Genomic DNA, 20,761 nt, shown 5'->3' with positions numbered 1-20,761 from the left:
CGGAGTCTGCGCGCGCTGGCGTCGGCGATTTGTTAACCGAAAGTGAAAAAAACGTCGCAGCGCGCGCAGCGCAGGTTTATCAAAAAACGCCCCTAGCCCTGAGCCACACTTGGCCGTAAGCTGCGCGGGCCAAGACGGCCGTTACCCCGTTCGGAGGAGATGTCCATGCGAATTCTGCTGGTCGAAGACAACCGTGACATCCTGGCCAATCTGGCCGATTACCTGGGCATGAAAGGCTATACCGTCGATTGCGCACAAGACGGCTTGTCCGGTCTGCATCTGGCGGCGACCGAGCATTACGACCTGATCGTGCTCGACATCATGCTGCCCGGCATCGACGGCTACACCTTGTGCAAGCGCCTGCGCGAAGACGCCCGGCGTGACACGCCGGTGATCATGCTCACCGCCCGCGACCAACTCGACGACCGTCTGCAGGGCTTCAAGTCCGGCGCCGACGATTATCTGATCAAACCGTTTGCGCTGTCCGAGCTGGCCGCCCGCGTCGAAGCGGTCATGCGCCGTGCTCAGGGCGGCGGTCGCCGCGCATTGCAGGTCGGTGACCTGAGCTACGACCTCGACACCCTGGAAGTGACCCGCGAAGGCAAGCTGCTCAAGCTCAACCCGGTGGGTCTCAAGCTGCTCGCGGTGTTGATGCAGAAGAGCCCGCACGTGCTGCGTCGGGAGATTCTCGAGGAAGCGCTGTGGGGCGATGACTGCCCGGACAGCGACAGCCTGCGCAGCCATGTTCACCAATTGCGCCAGGTGATCGACAAGCCATTCGCCAAGCCACTGCTGCACACCGTGCACGGTGTCGGTTATCGCTTGGCCGAGGGGCGAGATGGAGTTTAAGCAGAGTCTTTCCCAGCGGATCATCATCGCCTTTGCATTGATGAGCGCACTGGTCGCCGGCGCTTTCGCCATGGGCATCGTTGCGACGGTGCACCTGGTGGAAGAGAAACTGATTTCCGCAGGGCTGGGCGGCGACCTGCAACGTTTGCTGCTGATGGACAACGTCTCCGACTGGAGCCATCGGCCCGAGCCGGATCAGTTGTTCTACTTCAGCGGCGGGCCGGGTGATTTCGACCTGCCCAAGGATCTGCGTCACCTCGATGCCGGTTTCCATGAGGTCTTTCGCGAGCAGCTGTCCTATCACGCCATGGTCGAAGTGGTGGATGGTCGACGCTACGTGCTGTTGCAGGACCAAAGCGATTTCGAAGAGCGCGAGCGCGTGCTGTTTGCGGTGGTGCTGGTGGGCTTCGTGCTCAGTCTGGCCTTGGCGGTATTTCTCGGCTGGGTGCTCGCGCGCAAGGTGATGGCGCCGGTGGTGCGGCTGGCGCGGCAGGTGCGGCATCGCGACCAGCTGCTCGGGCTGGCGCCACCCTTGGCGCCGGACTACGCGGCGGATGAAGTCGGTGAACTGGCGGTGGCGTTCGATGCCACCCTGGGGCGCTTGCGTCAGGCACTTACCCGCGAACGTCTGTTCACCAGCGACGTCAGCCATGAATTGCGCACGCCGCTGATGGTCCTGGCCAGTTCCTGCGAACTGCTGCTGGAAAACCCCGGAATCGATCAGCGCGGTCGCGCCCAGGTCGAGCGCATTGCCCGGGCCAGCGAGGAGATGCGCGAACTGGTACAGACCTTCCTGATGCTGGCGCGCACGCAGAACGAAGAGGCCGCAGCGGCGCCCCAGCAGAACCTCACACAAGTGGCCGAGAGCCTGCTGTGCCTGTGGCGTGAGCCGATCGAACGCAAGGGGCTGACGCTGATATTCGAGCCGGGCACACCAGCGGATACTCGCTACAACGCGACCTTGCTGAACGCGGTGATGGGTAACCTTTTGCGTAACGCACTGCATTACACCGAACAGGGCTTCATTCGCCTGACGCTCACCGCCAACGGATTTGTCGTTGAGGATTCGGGGGTGGGCATTCCCGAGGAAAAGCGCGAGGCGATGTTCGAGCCCTTTGTGCGCGGCAGCGAGAAGCGTGGCGAAGGCCTGGGCCTGGGTTTGTCGCTGGTGCAGCGTATCTGCGAAAACCAGGGCTGGACGGTCAGCCTGAGCACGATGGACCCCAATGGCTGCCGATTCGAGGTAGATCTTGGCGTGAATGCCAGCAAATAGTGGCTCGAGGCTACTCCCGTACACCTGTCTGAATCCTGTATAACGTTGTAATAAATTACGGATTTACCTGACAGATTTTTCACAATTGGATGACCTGACGCTGACACGCCGCTGTTTAAGGTGGCGTCATCAGAACAGGAGTCCAGATGATGGCCGGCCCGATCAAGCTCGATTTTTCCGAAAAGTACGACGACCAACACGCACAACGATATCTGCGCAAGCACCAGCAAAGCCTCGGTCGCCGCCTGTCGCACTTTCGCGATGAGCAAGTCGGTCGCAAGGCCTTGGCGCTGGCGGGAGATCCCGGGCTGGTGCTGGATCTGCCCTGCGGTGCCGGGCGGTTCTGGCCAATGCTCGCGGAGAAGCCCAACCGGGTGATCATCGGCGCGGACAATTCCGAGTCGATGATCAAGACCGCGATGCAGGGACAACCGCCCGATGTGGTCAAGCGTGTACAACCGCTGCACACCTCGGCATTCGATATCGCTCTGCCGGATAACTCGGTCGACAGCATCTTTTGCATGCGTCTGTTGCACCACATCGGCGAGGCCGAGCACCGCCGGGTGATCCTGCGCGAGTTCGAGCGGGTGACCCGTGACAGCGTGATTGTTTCGTTGTGGGTCGACGGCAATTTCAAGGCCTGGAAGCGCAAGCGTGCCGAGCGGGATCGGCCAAGTCATGATTACCAGAATCGGTTTCTGATTCCGGCGGCGACGATCGAGAAAGAATTTGAACAGGCGGGTTTCCGCATTCAGGAACAACTGGACTTCATACCGCTCTATGCGATGTGGCGAGTTTACGTATTACGCAAGAGGTAGAGGATGGCAGTGCAAGCAGCGGTTGAAGCGGATGGCGCTCCCCAGGATCGTTTCGATTATTACTGGAACCAGCGCGGCGAATGGGTTGAAGAACCCAATGTGCGCCGTGGTGGCGAAAGCGGGGTGCAGCGCATCGTCGACCGTGACGGTCAACTCTTGTACGCCAAGCGCCAGACCGGGCACATCTATCGCAGTTGGTTGCACCCCTTCGGTCGCCCGACCGTATTGCGCGAACTCGATGCCCTGACGGGTGTGAGCAAACTGGGTGTGCGCGTGCCGCAAATCGTCTTTTGTGGCGCCCAGCCGGATCCGCAGCACAAATGGCGCGCGCTGCTCGTCACCAAATCGCTCGATGGCTTCCAGGAACTGGAACACTGGCTGGCCGCTGCCGGTGGTCGCGATCAGTGTGGCGAGGTGGTTTACGAGAAAGTCCTCAAGGACCTCGCCGAGAACCTGGCGCGCATGCACAAGGGCCGCTGGCAGCACAGCTGCATCTACATCAAGCACGTTTTCGTTCGCGTCACCGGTGAGGGCGAAGCAGCGCAGGTTGAAGTGGCGTTGATCGATCTGGAGAAGTGCCGCCAGCGTCTGACCCCCTATCGCGCCGCGCAGCATGACATGAAGCAATTGCGTCGCCATTCGTCGTTCCGCGATGCCGACTGGAAGAAACTCGTCTACTTTTATGAGACGGCGTTTGGCAGCGCTATCAAAGGTTTATAGCGATGAAACTCGAAATTGCACGAGGTTTGTTCCTGATCGGGGCCTTGGCAGTTGCTTCACTGGCGGTGGCTGCCTGGGAGCAGCCGCGCATGCAGGTCATAGGGGCGTCCGGGAACGACGCTCATTGTTCGGTTCCACGGGTGGCCAAGGCTTCCGTGGCGACCCAGCCTGATCATGATCTGCTGTTGTTCATGTTCGGACTGTCTCAAGGGATGAGGCCAGCCAGTTGACACGCTTCAAGCCCAAATAAAAGGCCTCGCAATTGCGAGGCCTTTTTTATTCCACAACTTTCAAGATACATATCGTCCTCTGTGGGAGCGAGCCTGCTCGCGAAGGTGTGTCAGTCGACATCAATGCAACTGAAATACCGCATTCGCGAGCAGGCTCGCTCCCACAGGGAAATGTGCTTATCTGGCATCTGGCTTAGCAAGGAAGGTATAAACACACGGCAGCACGAACAGCGTAAACAACGTGCCAATCGACATCCCCGTGGCAATCACCATGCCGATATCAAAACGGCTCACGGCGCCCGCCCCGGTGGCCAGAATCAGCGGCACCATGCCGAACACCATTGCCGCCGTCGTCATCAGCACCGGGCGCAAGCGAATTGCTGCCGCTTCCTCCACCGCTTCACGGGCGCTCAGGCCCTTGTCCTTGCGCAACTGGTTGGCGAATTCGACGATCAGGATGCCGTGCTTGCTGATCAGGCCGATCAGCGTCACCAGCCCGACCTGGGTGTAGATGTTCATGCTCGACCAGCCAAGGAACAACGGGATCAGCGCGCCGCAGATCGACAGCGGTACGGTCACCAGAATCACCAACGGATCGCGGAAGCTTTCGAACTGTGCGGCCAGCACCAGAAAGATGATCGCCAGCGCCAGGGCGAACGTGACCCACAATGCGCTGCCTTCCTGCACGTACTGGCGCGAGGCACCACCGTAATCGAAGGCAAACCCGGCCGGTGCTTCTTCGCGGGCAATCTGTAGCACGGTGTCGATGGCTTCGCCCATGCTCACCAGCGGGAAACCGGAAATCTTCGCCGCGTTGAGCTGCTGAAACTGATTGAGCTGGCGCGGCCTTGCGCGGTCGCTGACCTTGATCAGTGTCGACAGCGGCAGCAATTCGCCCTGGGTGTTTTTCACGTAGTAATTGTTCAGCCAGTCCGGGTTGTCGCGGTAGGCCCGTTCAACCTGGGCGATGACCTTGTAGCTGCGCCCGTCGATGGTGAAGCGGTTGATCTCCGCCTCGCCAAGCAAGGTCGCCAGCGTGCTGCCGAGGTCAAGCATCGACACGCCCATCTGCGCGGCCTTGTCGCGGTCGATATCCACGACTACTTCCGGCTTGTCGAATGCCAGATCGAGGTCGACGAAGGCGAACTTGCCCGACTCCATGGCGCGTTTCTCGATGCGCTCGGCGACTTGCAGCAGCAGCTCGTAGTCATTGGCGGTGTTGACCACGAATTCGAAGGGCAGGCCTTCACCGGTGCCGGGCAGGGAGGGCAGGTTGAAACCGAAGATCTGCAGGCCGGGAATACTCTCCAGTTTGCTCTGCACCTCGGGGAGGATTTCCATCTGCGTGCGGCTGCGCTCATTCCACGGCTTGAGCAGGAAACCGCCGATACCGGCCTGCACGCCGCTGTAGCCGTTGATCTGGAATGAGGAGTAGTACTCGGGAAACTCCTTGAAGATGGTGATGAACTCGTCGGTGTAGGTGCTCAGGTAGTCGAGGTTGGTCGGCTGCGGCGCGCTGGCCATCATGAAAATGATGCCCTGGTCTTCGTCCGGGGCCAGTTCCGACTTGGTGAACTTGAGAAACACCGGAATCAGGCACAGCACGATCACCGCAAACACCAGCACCACCGGCCGCGTATTGAGCGTGCCGTGGAGCATGCTTTGATAACGGCGCTTGAGGCCTTCAAAGACGCGGTCGAGGCGATGGGCCAGGCCGCTGGGATTCTCTTCGTGGCGCAGCAGAAACGCGCACATCATCGGCGACAGCGTCAGGGCGACGACGCCGGAGATCACCACCGCGCCGGCCAGGGTCAGGGCGAACTCCTTGAACAGCGCCCCGGTCAGCCCGGTGAGGAAACCGATCGGCGCATACACCGCCGCCAGGGTGATGGTCATCGACACCACCGGCATGGCGATTTCCCGGGCGCCTTCCAGGGCTGCGTCGAACGGCGTCTTGCCTTCCTCGATGTGCCGGTGGATGTTTTCCACCACGACGATCGCGTCGTCCACCACCAGACCGATGGCCAGCACCATCGCCAGCAGCGTCAGCAGGTTCATCGAGTAACCCATCATCTGCATGAAGAACATCACGCCGATCATCGACAGCGGAATGGTCACCACCGGGATCACTACCGAACGCAGCGCGCCGAGGAACAGGAACACCACGACGATGACGATCAGTACCGCTTCGAACAGGGTCTTCACCACCTCGTCGATCGAGGCCTGAATGAACAGCGTGGCGTCGTAGGCGATTTCGCTTTTCAGATTCGGCGGCAGCTGCGCTTCCAGCTCGGGCATCAGCTTGCGCACTTCCTTGATCACGTCCAGCGGGTTGGCGCCGGGGGTGGCCTTGATGCCGATGTACACCGACGGCGTGCCGCCGAACGAGCTGATCGAATCGTAGTTTTCCGCGCCCATTTCCACCCGCGCGACATCACGCAGCAACACGCGGCTGTCGCCATCGACCTTGAGCGGAATCGCCGCGAAGGCTTCGGCGGATTTCAGTTCGGTGTTGGCGTTGATGCTGGTGACGGTGTACTCGCCTTTCACTTCGCCCGCCGCCGAGAGGAAGTTGTACTGGCGCACCGCCGCAGTCACGTCGGCGGCGCTGAGGCCGAAGCCGGCGAGTTTCACCGGGTCGAGCCACAGGCGCATGGCGAACACCTGATTGCCGAGAATCTCCGCTTCGGCCATGCCCGGCAGCGTCGCCAGTTTTGGCTGGATGACACGCGACAGGTAATCGGTAATCTGCGGGTTGCTCAGGTCCTTGCTGAAGAAACTGATGTACATCAGCGCCGAAGCGTCGGCGGATTCCTTGCTCAGCACCGGGTCTTCGGCGTCCTGCGGCAGCTTGTTCTTCACCTCGTTGGCCTTGGCCAGCAGTTCGGTGAACAAGCGGTCGGTGTTGGCACCGATGCGCGCGTAGATCGAAATCACCGAGAAGTTCTGCCGGCTGACCGAGGTCATGTAATCGATGCCTTCGGCGCTGGCCAGGCTCTGTTGCATCGGCTGGGTGATGTAGCCCTGAATGGTTTCGGCGTTGGCCCCGGGATAAGCCGTGGTCACCGTGATCAGGGCGTTTTCCATTTGCGGGTACTGGCGCAGCGGCAGCTTGCTCCAGGCCTGGAAGCCCAGCAGCACAATCAGCAGGCTGACCACGGTGGCGAGCACCGGGCGGCGGATGAACGGATCGGTAAAAGCCATGGGGATTCCTTGATCAGTCGGCGCGAGGCGGACTGTTCTGCTCGCCGAGGGTCTTGTCGTCGCTGATGGCGATGTGGGCACCGTTGTCCAGTTTGATCTGGCCCGCCGTTACCACTTGTTCGCCGCTCTGCACGCCCTTGTTGATCATCACCAGGCCATCGCGGCGTTCACCGGTCTCGACGAAGCGCCGCTCGGCGATCAGCAGCGGTTGGCCGTTGTCATCCTTGGCAACGCTGCCGTCCTCGGCCTTCTTCTGCCCGACCACGTACACCGAGTTGCCGTACAGGGTGTAGGTGATCGCGCTTTCCGGTACCACGATGTGCTTCTGCGGATCGGGCAGCAGCACTTCCAGGCTGGCGAACATGCCCGGCAGCAGCTTGCCGTCGGGGTTGGCGAGGGTGGCGCGGACGAGGATATTGCGCGTGGTGCTTTCGACGATCGGGTTGATTGCGCTGATCTTGCCGACGAAGTTCTGCCCCGGATACGCGGCGACGGTGAACTGCACGGGCTGACCGATAGCGAGTTTCGGCACCGCTTGTTCCGGCACGTAGAAGTCAGCGTAGAGGCTGCTCAAATCCTGCAACGTGGCGATTTTGGTGCCACTGGCGAGGTAGTCGCCGACGTCGACCTGGCGGATGCCGATGGTGCCGCTGAATGGCGCGAGGATGCGCTTTTTCGCCAGCGACGCGTTGAGCTGATTGACCGTGGCCTTGTTCTTTTGGAGAACGGCGGAGAGGCGGTCGTACTCGCCTTTGGAGATCGCGCGGCTGTCGACCAGTTGCGCGCCACGGCCGAAGTCCAGTTGCGCCAGGCCCAGATCAGCCTTGGCGGTTTCGAGCAGGGCGGTTTCCACGGCGCTGTCGAGTTGCAGCAACGGTTGCCCGGCCTTGACCTTCTGCCCTGATTCGAATTTGAGTTCAGTGACGGTGCCGGCGACTTCCAGACTCAAGTCGACACCTTGCAGCGCCTTGAGCGTGCCGACGGTGGGCAGGCGCATCTGCCACGGCTGTTCGCCGGCAGTGGCCACAGCGACGCTGATCGGCGGCTTGGGCTTGGAAAAGCCCTGGATCATCGTGTAGATCGAAAAGGCTTTGTATCCGCCCAGTACCAGAACGATCAGCAAAACAACACCCAACATGATCAGCATGCGGCGACGCAGCATATGTCCAGTTCCTTGGATAAATCATGAGACAGGCGGGCACATTACTCCGAGTCAGGTGGGGATTCCAACTGGCAGTGTTTACAGGTGCAGCGGGACACAATCCTGTGGTGAGGGGATTTATCCCCCGTTGGGCTGCGAAGCGGCCCCCTGAATCCTTCAGTCATACCGCAATTGCAGTTTTAAGGGCGGCTGCGCCACCCAACGGGGATAAATCCCCTCGCCACAGGTTGATTGTCAGCCACGGGACTTGTTGTCAGGCCATCAAGTGCAGATGGTTGTCCCAGAGCCCCGCCGGCAATTCCAGCGGCTTGGCCAGCAGCTGTTCCTGCCGGCAATCGTAGTAACGGCAACGGCCCTGACCCGAAGTCACGACAAAGCCATCCTTTACCGCACCAACGCCGGCGCAATCAGGCAAAGGCGCATCGAGGCGCAGTTCGCCGCTGTCCAGGTCCCAGATAAAGAAGCGATTGCCGCGCGGCGCTGTCAACGCGACCAGACGCAGGTCGCTGTGCACCGCAACGCTGGCGGTGTAGTGCCCCATCGCCTGCAACTGATCCTCCGCTACCGGGAACGCCACGAACGGTTGCCCGGGTCGCTTGATCGCCAACAGCTCCGAGCGCTCGTGGGACGGCCCCATGAATTGCTGACCGGCAACGATGGTGCCGTCACTGGCGATGCCCAGGTGGCGGACGCTGTTCATCTGCTGGGCGAGGGTTTCCTTGCTCAGCAATGTGCCGTCGCGCTGCATCAACACCAGGCTCGGTTCCATGGCGTTGAGGTTCATGTCGACGCGGCTTTCCGCCTCGGTGCGAATCCCGCCGTTGGCCACCACCAGCGTCTCGCCGTCGGGCATCCACGACACCTGATGCGGGCCGAGGCCGTGGGTGGAAATCTCGCCCGTGTGCACCAGCCGCTCGCCTTCGAACTTGTACACACCGAGCAAACCGCGACCAGGATCGGTCGTATCGTTTTCGGTGGCGTACAGGTATTCGCCGTCCTTGTGCACCACGGCGTGGCCGTAGAAGTGCCGGTCCGGCTGCGAGGTCACGGTCTGCAGTAGCTTGCCGTCGCGCAGGTCGATCAGGTAACTCTCGGTACCCGGACGCCGTGCAACGAACAGCGCCAGCGGCTGCGTCGGATGATCGATGATGTCGTGACAACGCTGGCCGACGTGGGTAGCGAACACCCGCGTACCGTCGAGCCGATAACCGACGGCGTAATGCTTGCCGTCGCTGTCATCGCGCGCCGACAGCAACAGCGGGCTCTGATCCTTGCGTTTGAACAGCGTCCAGCCGCCCAGCGTCACTGCTCCCAGCAGTGCACTACCTAAAGTCAGAACCTGACGTCGCAGCATGGCACTCGCCCTCATCAGTCACCGTCGTTGGCGTTGAAGCCCAGTTGGATGCCCAGCGCCTTGGCCAGCTCGCCTTCATGCAGGCGATGGACGACGTTGAGGCTGTCGTAGATATCGTTGAGTTGCTGGCGACCGGCGTCGTCTTCGAGCATTTCGCCAAGCGAGCGCTGGGTGCTGTCGAACAGCTTCAGCGACGCGGCATAGGCGGCATCGATCTTGTCCGCCAACGGCTTCTGCTCGGCCGGCAGCAGACCGCGCAGGCCTTTGTTGTCGACGCCTTCCCAGACGGTTTTGGCGGCGGCAAGGCTGGCTTCCAGCGCCGTCAGCGACGACTGGCTGCGCCACGCATCCGCCTGGAATGGCTGCGGCACGCCTTTGCTCTGGCGGCCCATTGGCGTGCCGAGTTTTTTCTTCAGGGTATCCAGTGCCGTCACTTGGACGCGCAGCAGATCGGCGATCGCTTCGTGGGAGTCGGCGTAGCGCTGGTTAGGGAACTTGCTCATCTGCGCGAGCATGCCGTCGGTGTTGTTCCAGCCCTGCAGGATCTCTTCGGCCAGTTGCTTCTGGCGTTCGCCGATGGCGATCAGCAGCGGGCAGTACTTGGCTTTCTGCGCATCGTTGGCGACGTCAGGCTTGGCGTCGAAGAGGATGTATTCGTAAGCCGACAGGCCTTGCACCACGACGCTGGATTTGGCCAGTGCGGCGGCATCGATCTGCGGCTGGGCGACGACCAGTTGCTCGACCTGACGGCCGACGAGGTTTTTCTTGTCCGGCCAGAACTGCACTTGCCACGAACGATTGCCCTCGGCCAGCGGACCGATCAGCAGCGGTTGCAACTCGGCCCAGGCTTTCTGCGCGTGAAGGAAGTCGGCACGGGCGGTTTCCAGGGTCTCTTTGCCCTGGCAGTAGGCGAGGGCGCTGACCGCCAGTTGCCGGTCGGCTTCGACCCAGCGAGTGTAGGTCGGCAGGATCACCGATTTGGCGATCGCAGCCGAAGTGACCGCTTGCGGGTCCTGCGGCGAGCAGGCGCCGAGGGCGAGCGCGGCAAGGCTGGTGAACAGTAACTTGGGACGGAACATGTCGGGCTCCCGATGCTTTTACAGTATTTAAAGTGAGTTCAGAAACGCCAGCAACGCAGCGCGCTGCTCGGCATTGAAAGACAAAACCTGTTGCTGCGCCGCCGACGCTTCGCCGCCATGCCAGAGCACCGCTTCGAGCAGGTTACGTGCGCGACCGTCATGCAAAAACTGGGTGTGACCGCTGACCGCTTGCGTCAGACCAATCCCCCACAACGGCGACGTGCGCCAGTCGCGGCCGGAGGCCTGAAATTCGGTGCGGTTGTCCGCCAGGCCTTCGCCCATGTCATGCAGCAGCAAGTCGCTGTACGGACGAATCACCTGATTGGCCAATTCCGGTTCGGCGGCATCGGCGGCGGTGGTGTATTTAGGCGTGTGGCACGACTGGCAACCGGCCTGGAAAAAAAGATTCTTGCCAGCCAGCACCTGTGGATCGTTGACGCCACGGCGCGCTGGCACTGCCAGGTTGCGGCTGTAGAACAGCACCAGACGCAGAATGTTGTTGCTGACTTCCGGTTCGCCGTCGGGACCATTGCCGTTCGGCGCCTGTTTGCAGGCGGTTTGCGCCTCGGTGCAATCGTCGAACGGCCGCAGGCTGGTGGTCAGGCCCATGTCACCGGAGAACGCATGAACATTCTGTTGATTGAGATTCGGTTGCCCGGCTTTCCAGCCGAACCGGCCGATGACCGTTTTCTGCAACTGGTCATCCCAGACCTGGTTGGGTCGGCCATTGATGCCGTTGCTCTCTTTCGCCTGGGCGGCGGCGTTGGCGAGGATCGCCTCTTCGGGGATCGCTTCGAGCAGGCCCAGACCAATCATCGGCGGCGCCACCCGCGCGGAAAAACGCGTGTCCGGGTGCATCGGGCCGTAACCGAGTTGGGTGATCTGCAAAGTCGGTTTGCGCAACTCGACCTCGGTGCCGTCCTCGAAGCGTACCGGCACCGGTGTGTAGTCGACGCGTACCTTGCCTTCCGGGGCAACGCCGGGCACGGCCATGTCCTGGAACTGCCCGCCATACACCGGCTCCGGCACTACGCCGAGCTGTTCGATGACTTTGGCGTATTGCGGCGCGTCGGGAATCGACAGGCGCACCAGCATTGACACCGCATTGGATGCGTCAGGTGCCGGCGGATGCCCGCGACCGTCCTTGATGTGGCAGTTCTGGCAGGCGTTGGTATTGAACACCGGGCCTAGGCCGTCGCGGGCCGTGGTGGTCGACGGCGCGATCACCCACGGGCTGCGAAAGAAGCTGTTGCCGACACTGAAGTCCACCCGCCGCGAGGGCGGCAGGTTGGCCGATGGCAGGGAGAAGGCGTTCTGATCGCTCTTGCGCACGGTCGCCGCACCGCCCGAACGCGCTTCACCCGGCTCGGCCTTGGTGAAACGCGGGGCGTCATCGCAGGCACTCAGGCCCAGGGCCAGCAACAGTGCGGACAAGCGAAGAGGCAGCGAGGGCATCAGACATCCTGCGGACGGGCAAAAATGAAGGCGCAAAGTCTAACAGGGCGGGGGAGTTTGAATAAGAGGAATTATCGTTTGCTTGATGAGGGGCAACTCTGAGGCCCGATGCAAAACACCTGTAGGAGTGAGCCTGCTCGCGATAGCGGTTTATCAGACACTAATTCGTCAACTGACACTCCGCTATCGCGAGCAGGCTCACTCCTACAATGGGCCGTGTAGGACAGATAACAAAGAGGCGACCCGAAGGTCGCCTCTTTTTGACGCGGACGCTGTGATCAGAATTCGTGATCGGCGCTGTCCGGGTTCAGGTCGCTGATGCCCAGTTTGCCCGCAGCGGCTTCGATCGAGCCGGTCTGCTTGACCAGCGCGGCGATGGCGTCGCGAACCACCTGGTTGCCAGCGGTGTTGCCGGCAGCGATCAACTGGTCGTAGTGCTCACCCTTGTTGGCGTGATCGACCATGACCTGGATCTTCGCTTCGGTCGCGGCCAGATCGGCTTTCAGCGCGGTGTCGGCAGCCGGATCGGCCTTGGCCACCAGCGACGACAGGCTGGCGCCGGTCATCTTGGTGCCATCAACACGGGTGTACTCGCCCAGGTAAACATTACGAATGCCTTTGGCGTCGTAGAAGTGCGAGTAGTGGGTGTTGTCGCTGAAGCAATCCTGCTCGTCTTCAGGGGAGTTGGCTTCCAGGGAAACCTTCATGCGCTCGCCCGCCAGTTCACCCAGGGACAGGCTGCCCATGCCGAAGAGCATTTTGCGCAGGCCGGTTTCGCCTGGCTCGGCTTCCAGGGTGGCGCGGTAGTTGTCGGCCACGTTCGGCTTCCAGTTGCCGACCATTTCTTCCAGATCGCTGACCAGCAGTTGGGTCACGGCTTTCAGGTAGGCGCGACGACGCTCGTTGTGACCACCGGTGGCGCCGGCGCCTTCCAGGTAGTCCGAGGCCGGACGGTTGCCGGCGCCAGGGCCGGTGCCGTTCAGATCCTGGCCCCAGAGGAGGAATTCGATCGCGTGGTAGCCGGTGGCAACGTTCGCCTCGGAACCGCCCAGCTCGTTGAGGCTGGCGAGTTTTTCCGGGGTGATTTCTTTCACGTCGACTTTGTCTTCGCCGACCTGCACTTCGGTGTTGGCGATGATATTGGCGCTGGCGCCCGGGTTACCCAGTGCGTGCTCGTAGGATTTGTCGACGTAGTCGATCAAGCCCTCGTCCAATGGCCAGGCGTTAACCTGACCTTCCCAGTCGTCGATGATGGTGTTGCCGAAGCGGAATACTTCGCTCTGCAGATACGGCACGCGTGCGGCGACCCAGGCAGCCTTGGCGGCTTTGAGGGTGTCGGCGTTCGGCTTGGCGAGGAACGCGTCGACGGCGGTTTGCAGGGTTTTCGCGGTGGATTCGGCATCGCTGTAAACGGCGAAGACCATGTCGGCGTAGTGCGCGACCACAGCCTTGGCGGCGGCATCGTCAACTTTACCGGCGGCAGGAGCAGGTGCAGCGGCAGGGGCTGGAGCAGCGCTGCTGGAAGCCGGAGTCATTTCGGAGGCTTTTTCTTTGTCCTTGCCTTCGCCGCAACCGGCGAGGGAAATAGCGATGGCCAGCAGACTGGCGGTAGCCAGAGGCATACGAATCATGGCGAACATCCTGCTTCGGTAGTTGAGTGGACTGGCGCCGGTGGCGCGCAAAACTGCGACATAATGCAAATCTTTCGCATTATGTGTAAAGGCGTGCTTGGAAATATTTCTTATTTAGGCAGGTGTGATGGCGCGATCTCTCGCTTTTAGAGAATCGCCGCGTTGGTGCGTTGCGCCTGCTTGAGGTAAATGCCCAGCTCCCGCGCCGGCAGCGGTTTGCTGTAGTGGTAGCCCTGACCTTCGTGGCAACCCTCGGAAATGATGTAGGTTTCCTGCTCGGCGGTTTCCACGCCCTCGGCAATCACCTGCATGCCGAGGCTCTTGCCCAGTTGGATGATCGCGCGAACGATGGTTGCGTCATCGTCGTCATCGAGCAGGTCCTGGACGAAGCTCTTGTCGATCTTGATCTTGTCCAGCGGCAGGCTTTTCAGATAACTGAGGGACGAGTAGCCGGTGCCGAAGTCGTCGATCGCAATCAGCGCGCCGGAGCGGCGCAGGCTGAGCAGATGCTGGGCGGCGGTGGTGATGTCTTCCATCAGGCCGGTTTCGGTGACCTCCAGTTCCAGACTGCGCGGCGGCAGGCGGTACATCTGCAACAGGTTGTTGACCACCCGTGGCAGTTCGGCGTGGTGCAGTTGCACGGTGGACAGATTGACCGCCATGCGCAAATCGACAAAACCCTGATCGTGCCACTCGCGCAATTGCTTGCAGGCCTGATCGAGCACCCACTCGCCGATGGCGATGATCGTGCCGTTCTGTTCGGCCAGCGGGATGAACAGGTCCGGCGGCACCAGACCGTGTTCCGGATGTTGCCAGCGAATCAGCGCTTCGACGCCGACCACGCGGTGGTCGCGATAGCTGATCTGCGGTTGGTAGACGAGGTAGAACTGGTCGCGGATCAGCGCATCGCGCAAATCTTTTTCCAGCTCGCGACGACGGCGCATCTAGCTGTCGACGCTGGCGATGTAGAACTGATAGCGATTGCGCGAGCGGGTCTTGGCCAGGGTCATGGTCTGCTCGGCTTTCTGCAACAGCTTCTCGGTGCTGTCGCCGTCCTCCGGAAACAGGGTGATGCCGATGGTCGCGCGCAGGCGGATCTCCTGATCGTCGAGGGCGAAGGGCGCCTCAAGGTCATCGAGAATGCTTTGCGCCAGTTCTGCTGCTTCGTAAGGTTGTTCAATGTCGGCCTGCACCAGCGCGAACTGATCGCCGCCGAGGCGGGCGAGGGCGCCGAGACGACCGCTGTGGGCACGTAAACGATCGGCCAGGGCCAGCAGCAATTGGTCGCCGGTCTGGTAGCTGAATTGCTCGTTGATGCCCTTGAAGTCATCCAGGCCGACGCACAACACCGCGACGCGGCGCTGCAATTTGCCGGCATCGACGAGAATCTTGTCCAGTTGCTGCTGCAATTGCTGGCGATTCGGCAGACCGGTGAGGAAGTCGTACTGGGCCATGCGCAGCAGGCTGTTTTCCGCTTCGTGGCGCAGATGGGTGTTGCGTTCGATGGACTCGAGCAACTGGTTGGCGGTGTTGATCCACAGGCCCAGCTCGTTTTTTTCGTGGCCCTTGATCTGCGGAATCTTGTGCTCGCTGGGGCGATCCGGATTGATCTCGGTGAGGTGCTCGATGATTCGTGACAGCGGTTTGGTCAGCAGCCAGTGATAGACCAGATACAGCACCAGGCCCAATGCGAGTGCGCGCAGCACGCCGGAAATGAAAATGATCACTGAGCTGACGATAAACCCTTCGCCATAGGTGGCGGTGTCGAGGGTGATGCTCAGGTCGCCGTAGTATTCGCTGTAGGGGCCACGGCCGACCAATTGCGTGGTGAAGGTGCGTTCCTGGCCGAGAATCAGGTCGGTCAGCCAACGACTGTTGGAATGCTGCAGCTCGCGGGATTTCTGCGCGAGCATGGCTTCGTTGGGGTGGCCGATGGAGGCCTGACGCACGGCGTCGTCCTGGAACAGCCCCTCGATCACCTGCATGCCCATTTCCCGGTCCAGGCTGTACACGGCCTGGGTCGATGGATCGCGGAACATGTCGAGGATGCGCTCGGCGTCGCCGGCCACAGCCTGACGGGTCTTGTAGGCATCGAAGACAATCTGCGCGCAGCTCAAGACTACGCCTACGATCAATGCCGACAGGAGCACGACCCGGAGCAACTTCACCGACAAGCTGTTCTTGAGTTCCAGCTTCAAAGGGTTATTCCTTGTTCCGTGCGGGTAGCGTCAAGTTGCCATGAGTATTGGCAATCCCGGGTTGGCAGTCAAAGGGACAATCAGGCACGGGAAAAGTCGCCGTGATCCTGGCCGCAATGTCGTCATTTGAGTAATAGCTCTGAATTAACTGTGTCGGTTGCAATTGCCTTCAACTTGAGCACTGGGCCAAAGATTTTTTCCTTTCTGTGATGGTAGACGGCTGGGGGCTGGCGGCAAACGGCGCGAAGCTGCTTTTACCGTGCGAGAAACGCCATGCGCCGGGCATAAAAAAACCCGGCCGAAGCCGGGTTTTTCATCTGGCGTGCAGCTTAAGCGGTGAAGGTTTTGCCTTCGAACTGCTCGGCCACGAACTCCCAGTTGACCAGGTTCCAGAACGCTTCAACGTACTTCGGACGCAGGTTGCGGTAGTCGATGTAGTAAGCGTGTTCCCAGACGTCGCAGGTCAGCAGCGGGGTGTCGCCGCTGGTCAGCGGGTTGCCGGCGCCGATGGTGCTGGCCAGGGCCAGGGAACCGTCAGCCTTTTTCACCAGCCAGCCCCAGCCGGAACCGAAGGTGCCGATCGAGGTTTTGCTGAATTCTTCCTTGAACTTGTCGAACGAACCGAACGCTGCGTTGATGGCATCTGCCAGAGCGCCGGTTGGTTGACCGCCGGCGTTTGGCGCCAGGCAGTTCCAGTAGAAAGTGTGGTTCCAGACCTGAGCGGCGTTGTTGAAGATGCCGCCCGAAGAAGTCTTGACGATTTCTTCCAGGGTCTTGCCTTCGAACTCGGTGCCTGGCACCAGGTTGTTCAGGTTCACGACGTAGGTGTTGTGGTGCTTGTCGTGGTGGAACTCCAGGGTTTCCTTGGAGATGTGCGGCTGCAGGGCATCGTGTGCGTAAGGCAGCGGCGGCAATTCGAAAGCCATGATGATTCTCCTAATCAGGTCTGTTGCGGTGAGCGCAAGGCCGATCACGGGCGGCCGGAAATGCACCGGCGAGTTTTTACTCTTTGCGGCGCAGGGTTCGGATCATAGCACCGGGGTCGCGCCTTAACCACGCAACAACTGTGTGGGATAGAGGTTCCAGAGCCTTTGCGAATAAATCATCCGGCGATGATCAACTGCGCGGCCACGGCGAACATCATCAATGCCACCACCAGATCGAGAATGCGCCAGGTGCTCGGGCGGGCCAGCCACGGTGCCAGCCACGCCGCGCCAAGGGCCAGGGTGAAAAACCACAGCAACGATGCACTGGCCGCGCCGACTACATAAGCGCCCGGCACCGATTGCTGCGCACCCAGCGAGCCGATCAGCAATACCGTATCGAGATAAACGTGAGGGTTGAGCAAGGTCACCGCCAGAGCGCTGAGCATCACTGCGCGCAGCGAACGCACGGTCTGGTTTTCGCCTTGCTCAAGGCTCTGTTTCGAGCAGGCCCGGCGCAGCGCCTGGCTGCCGTACCAGATCAGAAACGTCGCACCGCCCCAACGGGCGATCGCCAGCAGGGTCGGGTTCTGCGCGAGGATCGTCGCCAGGCCGAACACCCCGGCCGCGACCAGAATTGCGTCACACACCACGCACAATGCCGCCACCGGCAAATGGTGTTCACGGCGCAGGCTTTGCGCCAAGACAAATGCGTTCTGCGTGCCGATCGCCATGATCAGGCCGAACGCCACCAACAGGCCGTTTACATAGCTTTGCCACATGAGAGAAATCCTTGAAGGAGAGTGCTTGCTGGCTATTCTCCGATGTGACGCTGTATAAGAAAAACCAATAGTGCTGATCGCCCATTAGGAAAACTGATGTTCGACTATAAATTGCTTTCCGCGCTCGCCGCTGTGGTCGAGCAGGCCGGATTCGATCGCGCCGCACAGGTGCTCGGCCTGTCGCAGTCGGCGATCTCCCAGCGCATCAAATTGCTTGAAGCGCGGGTCGGCCAGCCAGTGCTGGTGCGCGAAACACCGCCATCGCCGACCGAGATCGGCCGACGCTTGCTCAACCATGTGCAGCAGGTGCGTCTGCTCGAGCGCGACTTGCAATCAGTGGTGCCGGCGCTCGACGAAGAAGGCTTGCCCGATCGCCTGCGCATCGCCCTGAACGCCGACAGCCTCGCCACATGGTGGGCCGAGGCCGTCGGCGATTTCTGCGCCGAGCAGCATTTGTTGCTCGACCTGATCGTCGAAGACCAGACCGTTGGCCTCAAGCGCATGCGTGCCGGTGAAGTGGCCGCATGCCTGTGTGCCAGCGAGCGGCCGGTGGCGGGTGCCCGCAGCGTGTTGCTCGGCGCCATGCGTTATCGTGCCCTGGCCAGTCCGGCCTTCATCGCCCGGCACTTTCCCGATGGCGTGCGCGCCGAACAGCTGCCGCGCACCCCGGCGCTGGTGTTCGGCCCGGACGATTTTCTCCAGCATCGCTATCTGGCGCTGTTGGGCGTCGACGGCGCGTTTGAACATCACTTATGTCCGTCCTCCGAAGGCTTCATCCGCCTGACCGAGGCCGGTCTGGGTTGGGGGCTGGTGCCGGAACTGCAGGTGCGCGAACAGTTGCAACGCGGGGTGCTGCGCGAATTGCTGCCAGATAAACCGATCGACGTGCCGCTGTACTGGCATCATTGGCGCAATGGCGGCCAGTTGCTCAATCTACTGACCGAGCAACTGCTGCGCTCCTCAAAGCAATGGCTAGTGGCTTGAACGCAGCTGCAAGCGTCAAGCTGCAAGAACACGCACCGTTTCAACTTGCAGCTGAAAGCTCGAAGCTTGCAGCTGCTTCCCTGGAGTTTTTGATGAAGATTTTGGTTACCGGCGCCAGCGGCTTTATTGGCGGGCGCTTTGCGCGTTTCGCCCTGGAGCAGGGCCTTGAAGTGCGGGTCAACGGTCGCCGGGCCGAGAGCGTCGAGCATCTGGTGCGCCGGGGCGCGGAGTTCGTGCCGGGCGATCTGACCGACGCCGATCTGGTGCACGACCTGTGCAACGATGTCGAAGCCGTGGTGCATTGCGCCGGTGCTGTCGGTGTGTGGGGGCGTTATCAGGACTTTCATCAGGGCAACGTCGAAGTCACCGAAAACGTCGTCGAAGCGTGCCTCAAGCAGCGGGTGCGGCGGCTGGTGCATCTGTCGTCGCCATCGATCTATTTCGATGGCCGCGACCATCTCGGTCTGACCGAAGAGCAAGTGCCCAAACGCTTCAAGCATCCCTACGCCGCGACCAAATATCTGGCCGAGCAGAAAGTCTTCGGCGCCCAGGAATTCGGTCTGGAAACCATCGCCCTGCGCCCGCGTTTCGTCACCGGTGCCGGTGACATGAGCATCTTCCCGCGCCTGCTGAAGATGCAACGCAAGGGCCGGCTGGCGATCATCGGCAACGGCTTGAACAAAGTCGATTTCACCAGCGTGCAGAACCTCAATGAAGCCATGCTCAGCAGCCTGTTGGCGCAAGGTTCGGCGCTGGGCAAGGCCTACAACATCAGCAACGGCACGCCGGTGCCGCTGTGGGATGTGGTCAATTACGTGATGCGGCGGATGGACGTCGATCAGGTGCGCAAATATCGCTCCTACGGTCTGGCCTACAGTGTTGCGGCGCTCAATGAAGGCGCGTGCATGCTCTGGCCGGGACGCCCTGAGCCGACCCTGTCGCGCCTGGGCATGCAGGTCATGAAAAAAAATTTCACCCTCGACATCAGCCGCGCCCGGCATTATCTCGACTACGATCCGAAAGTCAGCCTGTGGGCGGCCCTCGATGAGTTCTGTGCGTGGTGGAAAGCCCAGGACATCCGTTGAAACGATTCGGCCGGGCGGCAATGAACCGCCTTGCGGGTTGAGGGTCAATGCCTGCGGCTGCGGCGGTTATACTTCGCAGCATTTAGCCATCACCGCGTTTGCCAAAGGTTGCCTCAATGTCCATGCGAAACGATGCCCACGACGACGATTTCGACAACGTGCCAAGCCTGCGCGCCGATCCGTTCGATGACGATGACATCGCCCCCGGCCACCGCACTTCCGTGCATTCGCGCAGCGCGCCAGTGGTCAAGGTCAAGGCCGCCAGCACCGGGCCGCTGTGGGCGCTGGTCGGTGCGTTGTTTTTTGCCTTCATCGGTCTGGCCTGGTGGAGCTTCCAGCAGATTTCGTTGATGGAGCAGCAACTGGTCGCCACCCAGGAAAGCTTCGCCCGCATCAGCGAAGAAGCGGCGGGGCGCCTGCAGGATATTTCCGGCAAGGTTGTCGCCAGCCAGAGCAACGTCAGCAGCGACAGCGAAGCGCTGAAGCTGCAGATCAAGCAACTCGAAGGCAAGCTGCTCGACCAGAGCAAGCAGCAGCAAGGCGTGGCCGGGCAGGCCAGCGAACTGGACAAGCGTCTGGCGCAGATGACCGCGCAGACCACCGAACAACAGAACGCCAATACGCAGTTGCAGGCTCAGGTCAAAGCCTTGAGCGCCGAGCTGGCGACCCTTAAAAGCACCCCGGCCGATACCAGCAAGGTCGATGCCCAGTTGAAAGCTTTCGACGCCCAGTTCAAAAGCCTCGGCGCCGATATCGCCGCGCTGAAGAAACAGGGCAATCCGAGCGCGGCGATCGATCGTCTGGAGCAGGACATCGTGGTGCTGAAAAGTCAGCAGGACAACCGCCCGGCAGCGCCACAGGGTGGCGGCAATACTGCCGAGTTCGATGCGTTCCGCGCGCAGATGACCCGCAACCTCAACACCTTGCAGGCGCAGATCCAGAATCTCCAGCAGCAGATCAATTCCCGCCCGTAAGCGCTGAGCGAGGCTGGCGAGCGTTGCTTGCCAGCTTCAC

The 20,761-nt window shown here is 61.2% G+C and carries 16 protein-coding genes and 1 pseudogene; 8 read left to right on the top strand and 9 right to left on the bottom strand.

All coding sequences use genetic code 11. From position 1 onward, the window contains the following. Positions 1-165: 165 nt before the first annotated feature. The 5 genes from colR to KVG87_RS14920 all read left to right on the top strand — a co-directional run bounded on the left by colR (position 166) and on the right by KVG87_RS14920 (position 3,890). Entirely contained in the window at positions 166-849 is a 684-nt protein-coding gene (colR, locus tag KVG87_RS14940) for a two-component system response regulator ColR (protein ID WP_016773421.1), read from the top strand. Beyond that, on the top strand, positions 839-2,122 hold the full coding sequence (locus KVG87_RS14935; protein ID WP_041479854.1) for a sensor histidine kinase: 1,284 nt from the start codon (positions 839-841) through the stop codon (positions 2,120-2,122). Before colR ends, KVG87_RS14935 begins: the two co-directional genes overlap by 11 nt. Before the next feature lie 149 nt (positions 2,123-2,271). Beyond that, on the top strand, positions 2,272-2,940 hold the full coding sequence (locus tag KVG87_RS14930) for a class I SAM-dependent methyltransferase (RefSeq protein WP_217851568.1): 669 nt from the start codon (positions 2,272-2,274) through the stop codon (positions 2,938-2,940). Between the two features lie 3 nt (positions 2,941-2,943). After that, positions 2,944-3,660 carry a lipopolysaccharide kinase InaA family protein gene (locus tag KVG87_RS14925; RefSeq protein ID WP_056789989.1) on the top strand — a complete coding sequence of 239 codons (717 nt, stop codon included), beginning with the start codon at positions 2,944-2,946 and terminating at the stop codon, positions 3,658-3,660. Positions 3,661-3,662: 2 nt separating this feature from the next. Continuing rightward, a complete protein-coding gene (locus KVG87_RS14920; RefSeq protein ID WP_041479852.1) occupies positions 3,663-3,890 on the top strand; it encodes a hypothetical protein in 228 nt (75 codons plus the stop codon). Positions 3,891-4,067: 177 nt separating this feature from the next. Here KVG87_RS14920 and KVG87_RS14915 read toward each other — a convergent pair whose 3' ends face one another. The 9 genes and pseudogenes from KVG87_RS14915 to KVG87_RS14875 form a co-directional block, all read right to left on the bottom strand. Beyond that, entirely contained in the window at positions 4,068-7,094 is a 3,027-nt protein-coding gene (locus KVG87_RS14915) for a multidrug efflux RND transporter permease subunit (protein ID WP_056789986.1), read from the bottom strand. 13 nt (positions 7,095-7,107) lie between these two features. Then, positions 7,108-8,256, bottom strand: coding sequence for an efflux RND transporter periplasmic adaptor subunit (locus tag KVG87_RS14910; RefSeq protein ID WP_197890830.1), 1,149 nt, complete (start codon positions 8,254-8,256; stop codon positions 7,108-7,110). A 253-nt stretch (positions 8,257-8,509) separates the two neighbouring features. Beyond that, on the bottom strand, positions 8,510-9,610 hold the full coding sequence (locus KVG87_RS14905; protein WP_217851365.1) for a DUF1513 domain-containing protein: 1,101 nt from the start codon (positions 9,608-9,610) through the stop codon (positions 8,510-8,512). Between the two features lie 14 nt (positions 9,611-9,624). Continuing rightward, complete coding sequence (locus KVG87_RS14900) at positions 9,625-10,689, bottom strand: imelysin family protein (RefSeq protein WP_056789978.1); 1,065 nt, start codon at positions 10,687-10,689, stop codon at positions 9,625-9,627. A gap of 27 nt (positions 10,690-10,716) precedes the next feature. After that, positions 10,717-12,144, bottom strand: coding sequence for a di-heme oxidoreductase family protein (locus KVG87_RS14895; protein ID WP_217851364.1), 1,428 nt, complete (start codon positions 12,142-12,144; stop codon positions 10,717-10,719). Positions 12,145-12,422: 278 nt separating this feature from the next. Continuing rightward, positions 12,423-13,775: an imelysin family protein gene (locus tag KVG87_RS14890; protein ID WP_217851363.1), complete on the bottom strand. Its 1,353-nt coding sequence runs from the start codon at positions 13,773-13,775 to the stop codon at positions 12,423-12,425. 146 nt (positions 13,776-13,921) lie between these two features. Then, positions 13,922-15,973: pseudogene (locus KVG87_RS14885) on the bottom strand (putative bifunctional diguanylate cyclase/phosphodiesterase). Between the two features lie 329 nt (positions 15,974-16,302). Continuing rightward, positions 16,303-16,899: a superoxide dismutase gene (locus KVG87_RS14880; protein WP_217851362.1), complete on the bottom strand. Its 597-nt coding sequence runs from the start codon at positions 16,897-16,899 to the stop codon at positions 16,303-16,305. A gap of 176 nt (positions 16,900-17,075) precedes the next feature. Then, on the bottom strand, positions 17,076-17,678 hold the full coding sequence (locus KVG87_RS14875) for a LysE/ArgO family amino acid transporter (RefSeq protein WP_016773432.1): 603 nt from the start codon (positions 17,676-17,678) through the stop codon (positions 17,076-17,078). Between the two features lie 96 nt (positions 17,679-17,774). Between KVG87_RS14875 and KVG87_RS14870 the strand changes: the two genes are divergently transcribed. The 3 genes from KVG87_RS14870 to KVG87_RS14860 all read left to right on the top strand — a co-directional run bounded on the left by KVG87_RS14870 (position 17,775) and on the right by KVG87_RS14860 (position 20,721). Further along, positions 17,775-18,662, top strand: a complete 888-nt coding sequence (locus KVG87_RS14870; protein WP_076563989.1) for a LysR family transcriptional regulator ArgP — start codon at positions 17,775-17,777, stop codon at positions 18,660-18,662. Positions 18,663-18,754: 92 nt separating this feature from the next. Then, positions 18,755-19,747, top strand: coding sequence for an NAD-dependent epimerase/dehydratase family protein (locus KVG87_RS14865; RefSeq protein WP_122507742.1), 993 nt, complete (start codon positions 18,755-18,757; stop codon positions 19,745-19,747). A 116-nt stretch (positions 19,748-19,863) separates the two neighbouring features. Then, a complete protein-coding gene (locus tag KVG87_RS14860) occupies positions 19,864-20,721 on the top strand; it encodes an ATPase (RefSeq protein WP_130888881.1) in 858 nt (285 codons plus the stop codon). Positions 20,722-20,761: the final 40 nt, after the last annotated feature.

The sequence above is a fragment of the Pseudomonas siliginis genome, from assembly GCF_019145195.1.
Classification (GTDB): Bacteria; Pseudomonadota; Gammaproteobacteria; order Pseudomonadales; family Pseudomonadaceae; genus Aquipseudomonas; species Aquipseudomonas siliginis.
Note: the sequence above shows the minus strand (reverse complement) of the source record. Positions and strands in the feature narration are given on the sequence as shown.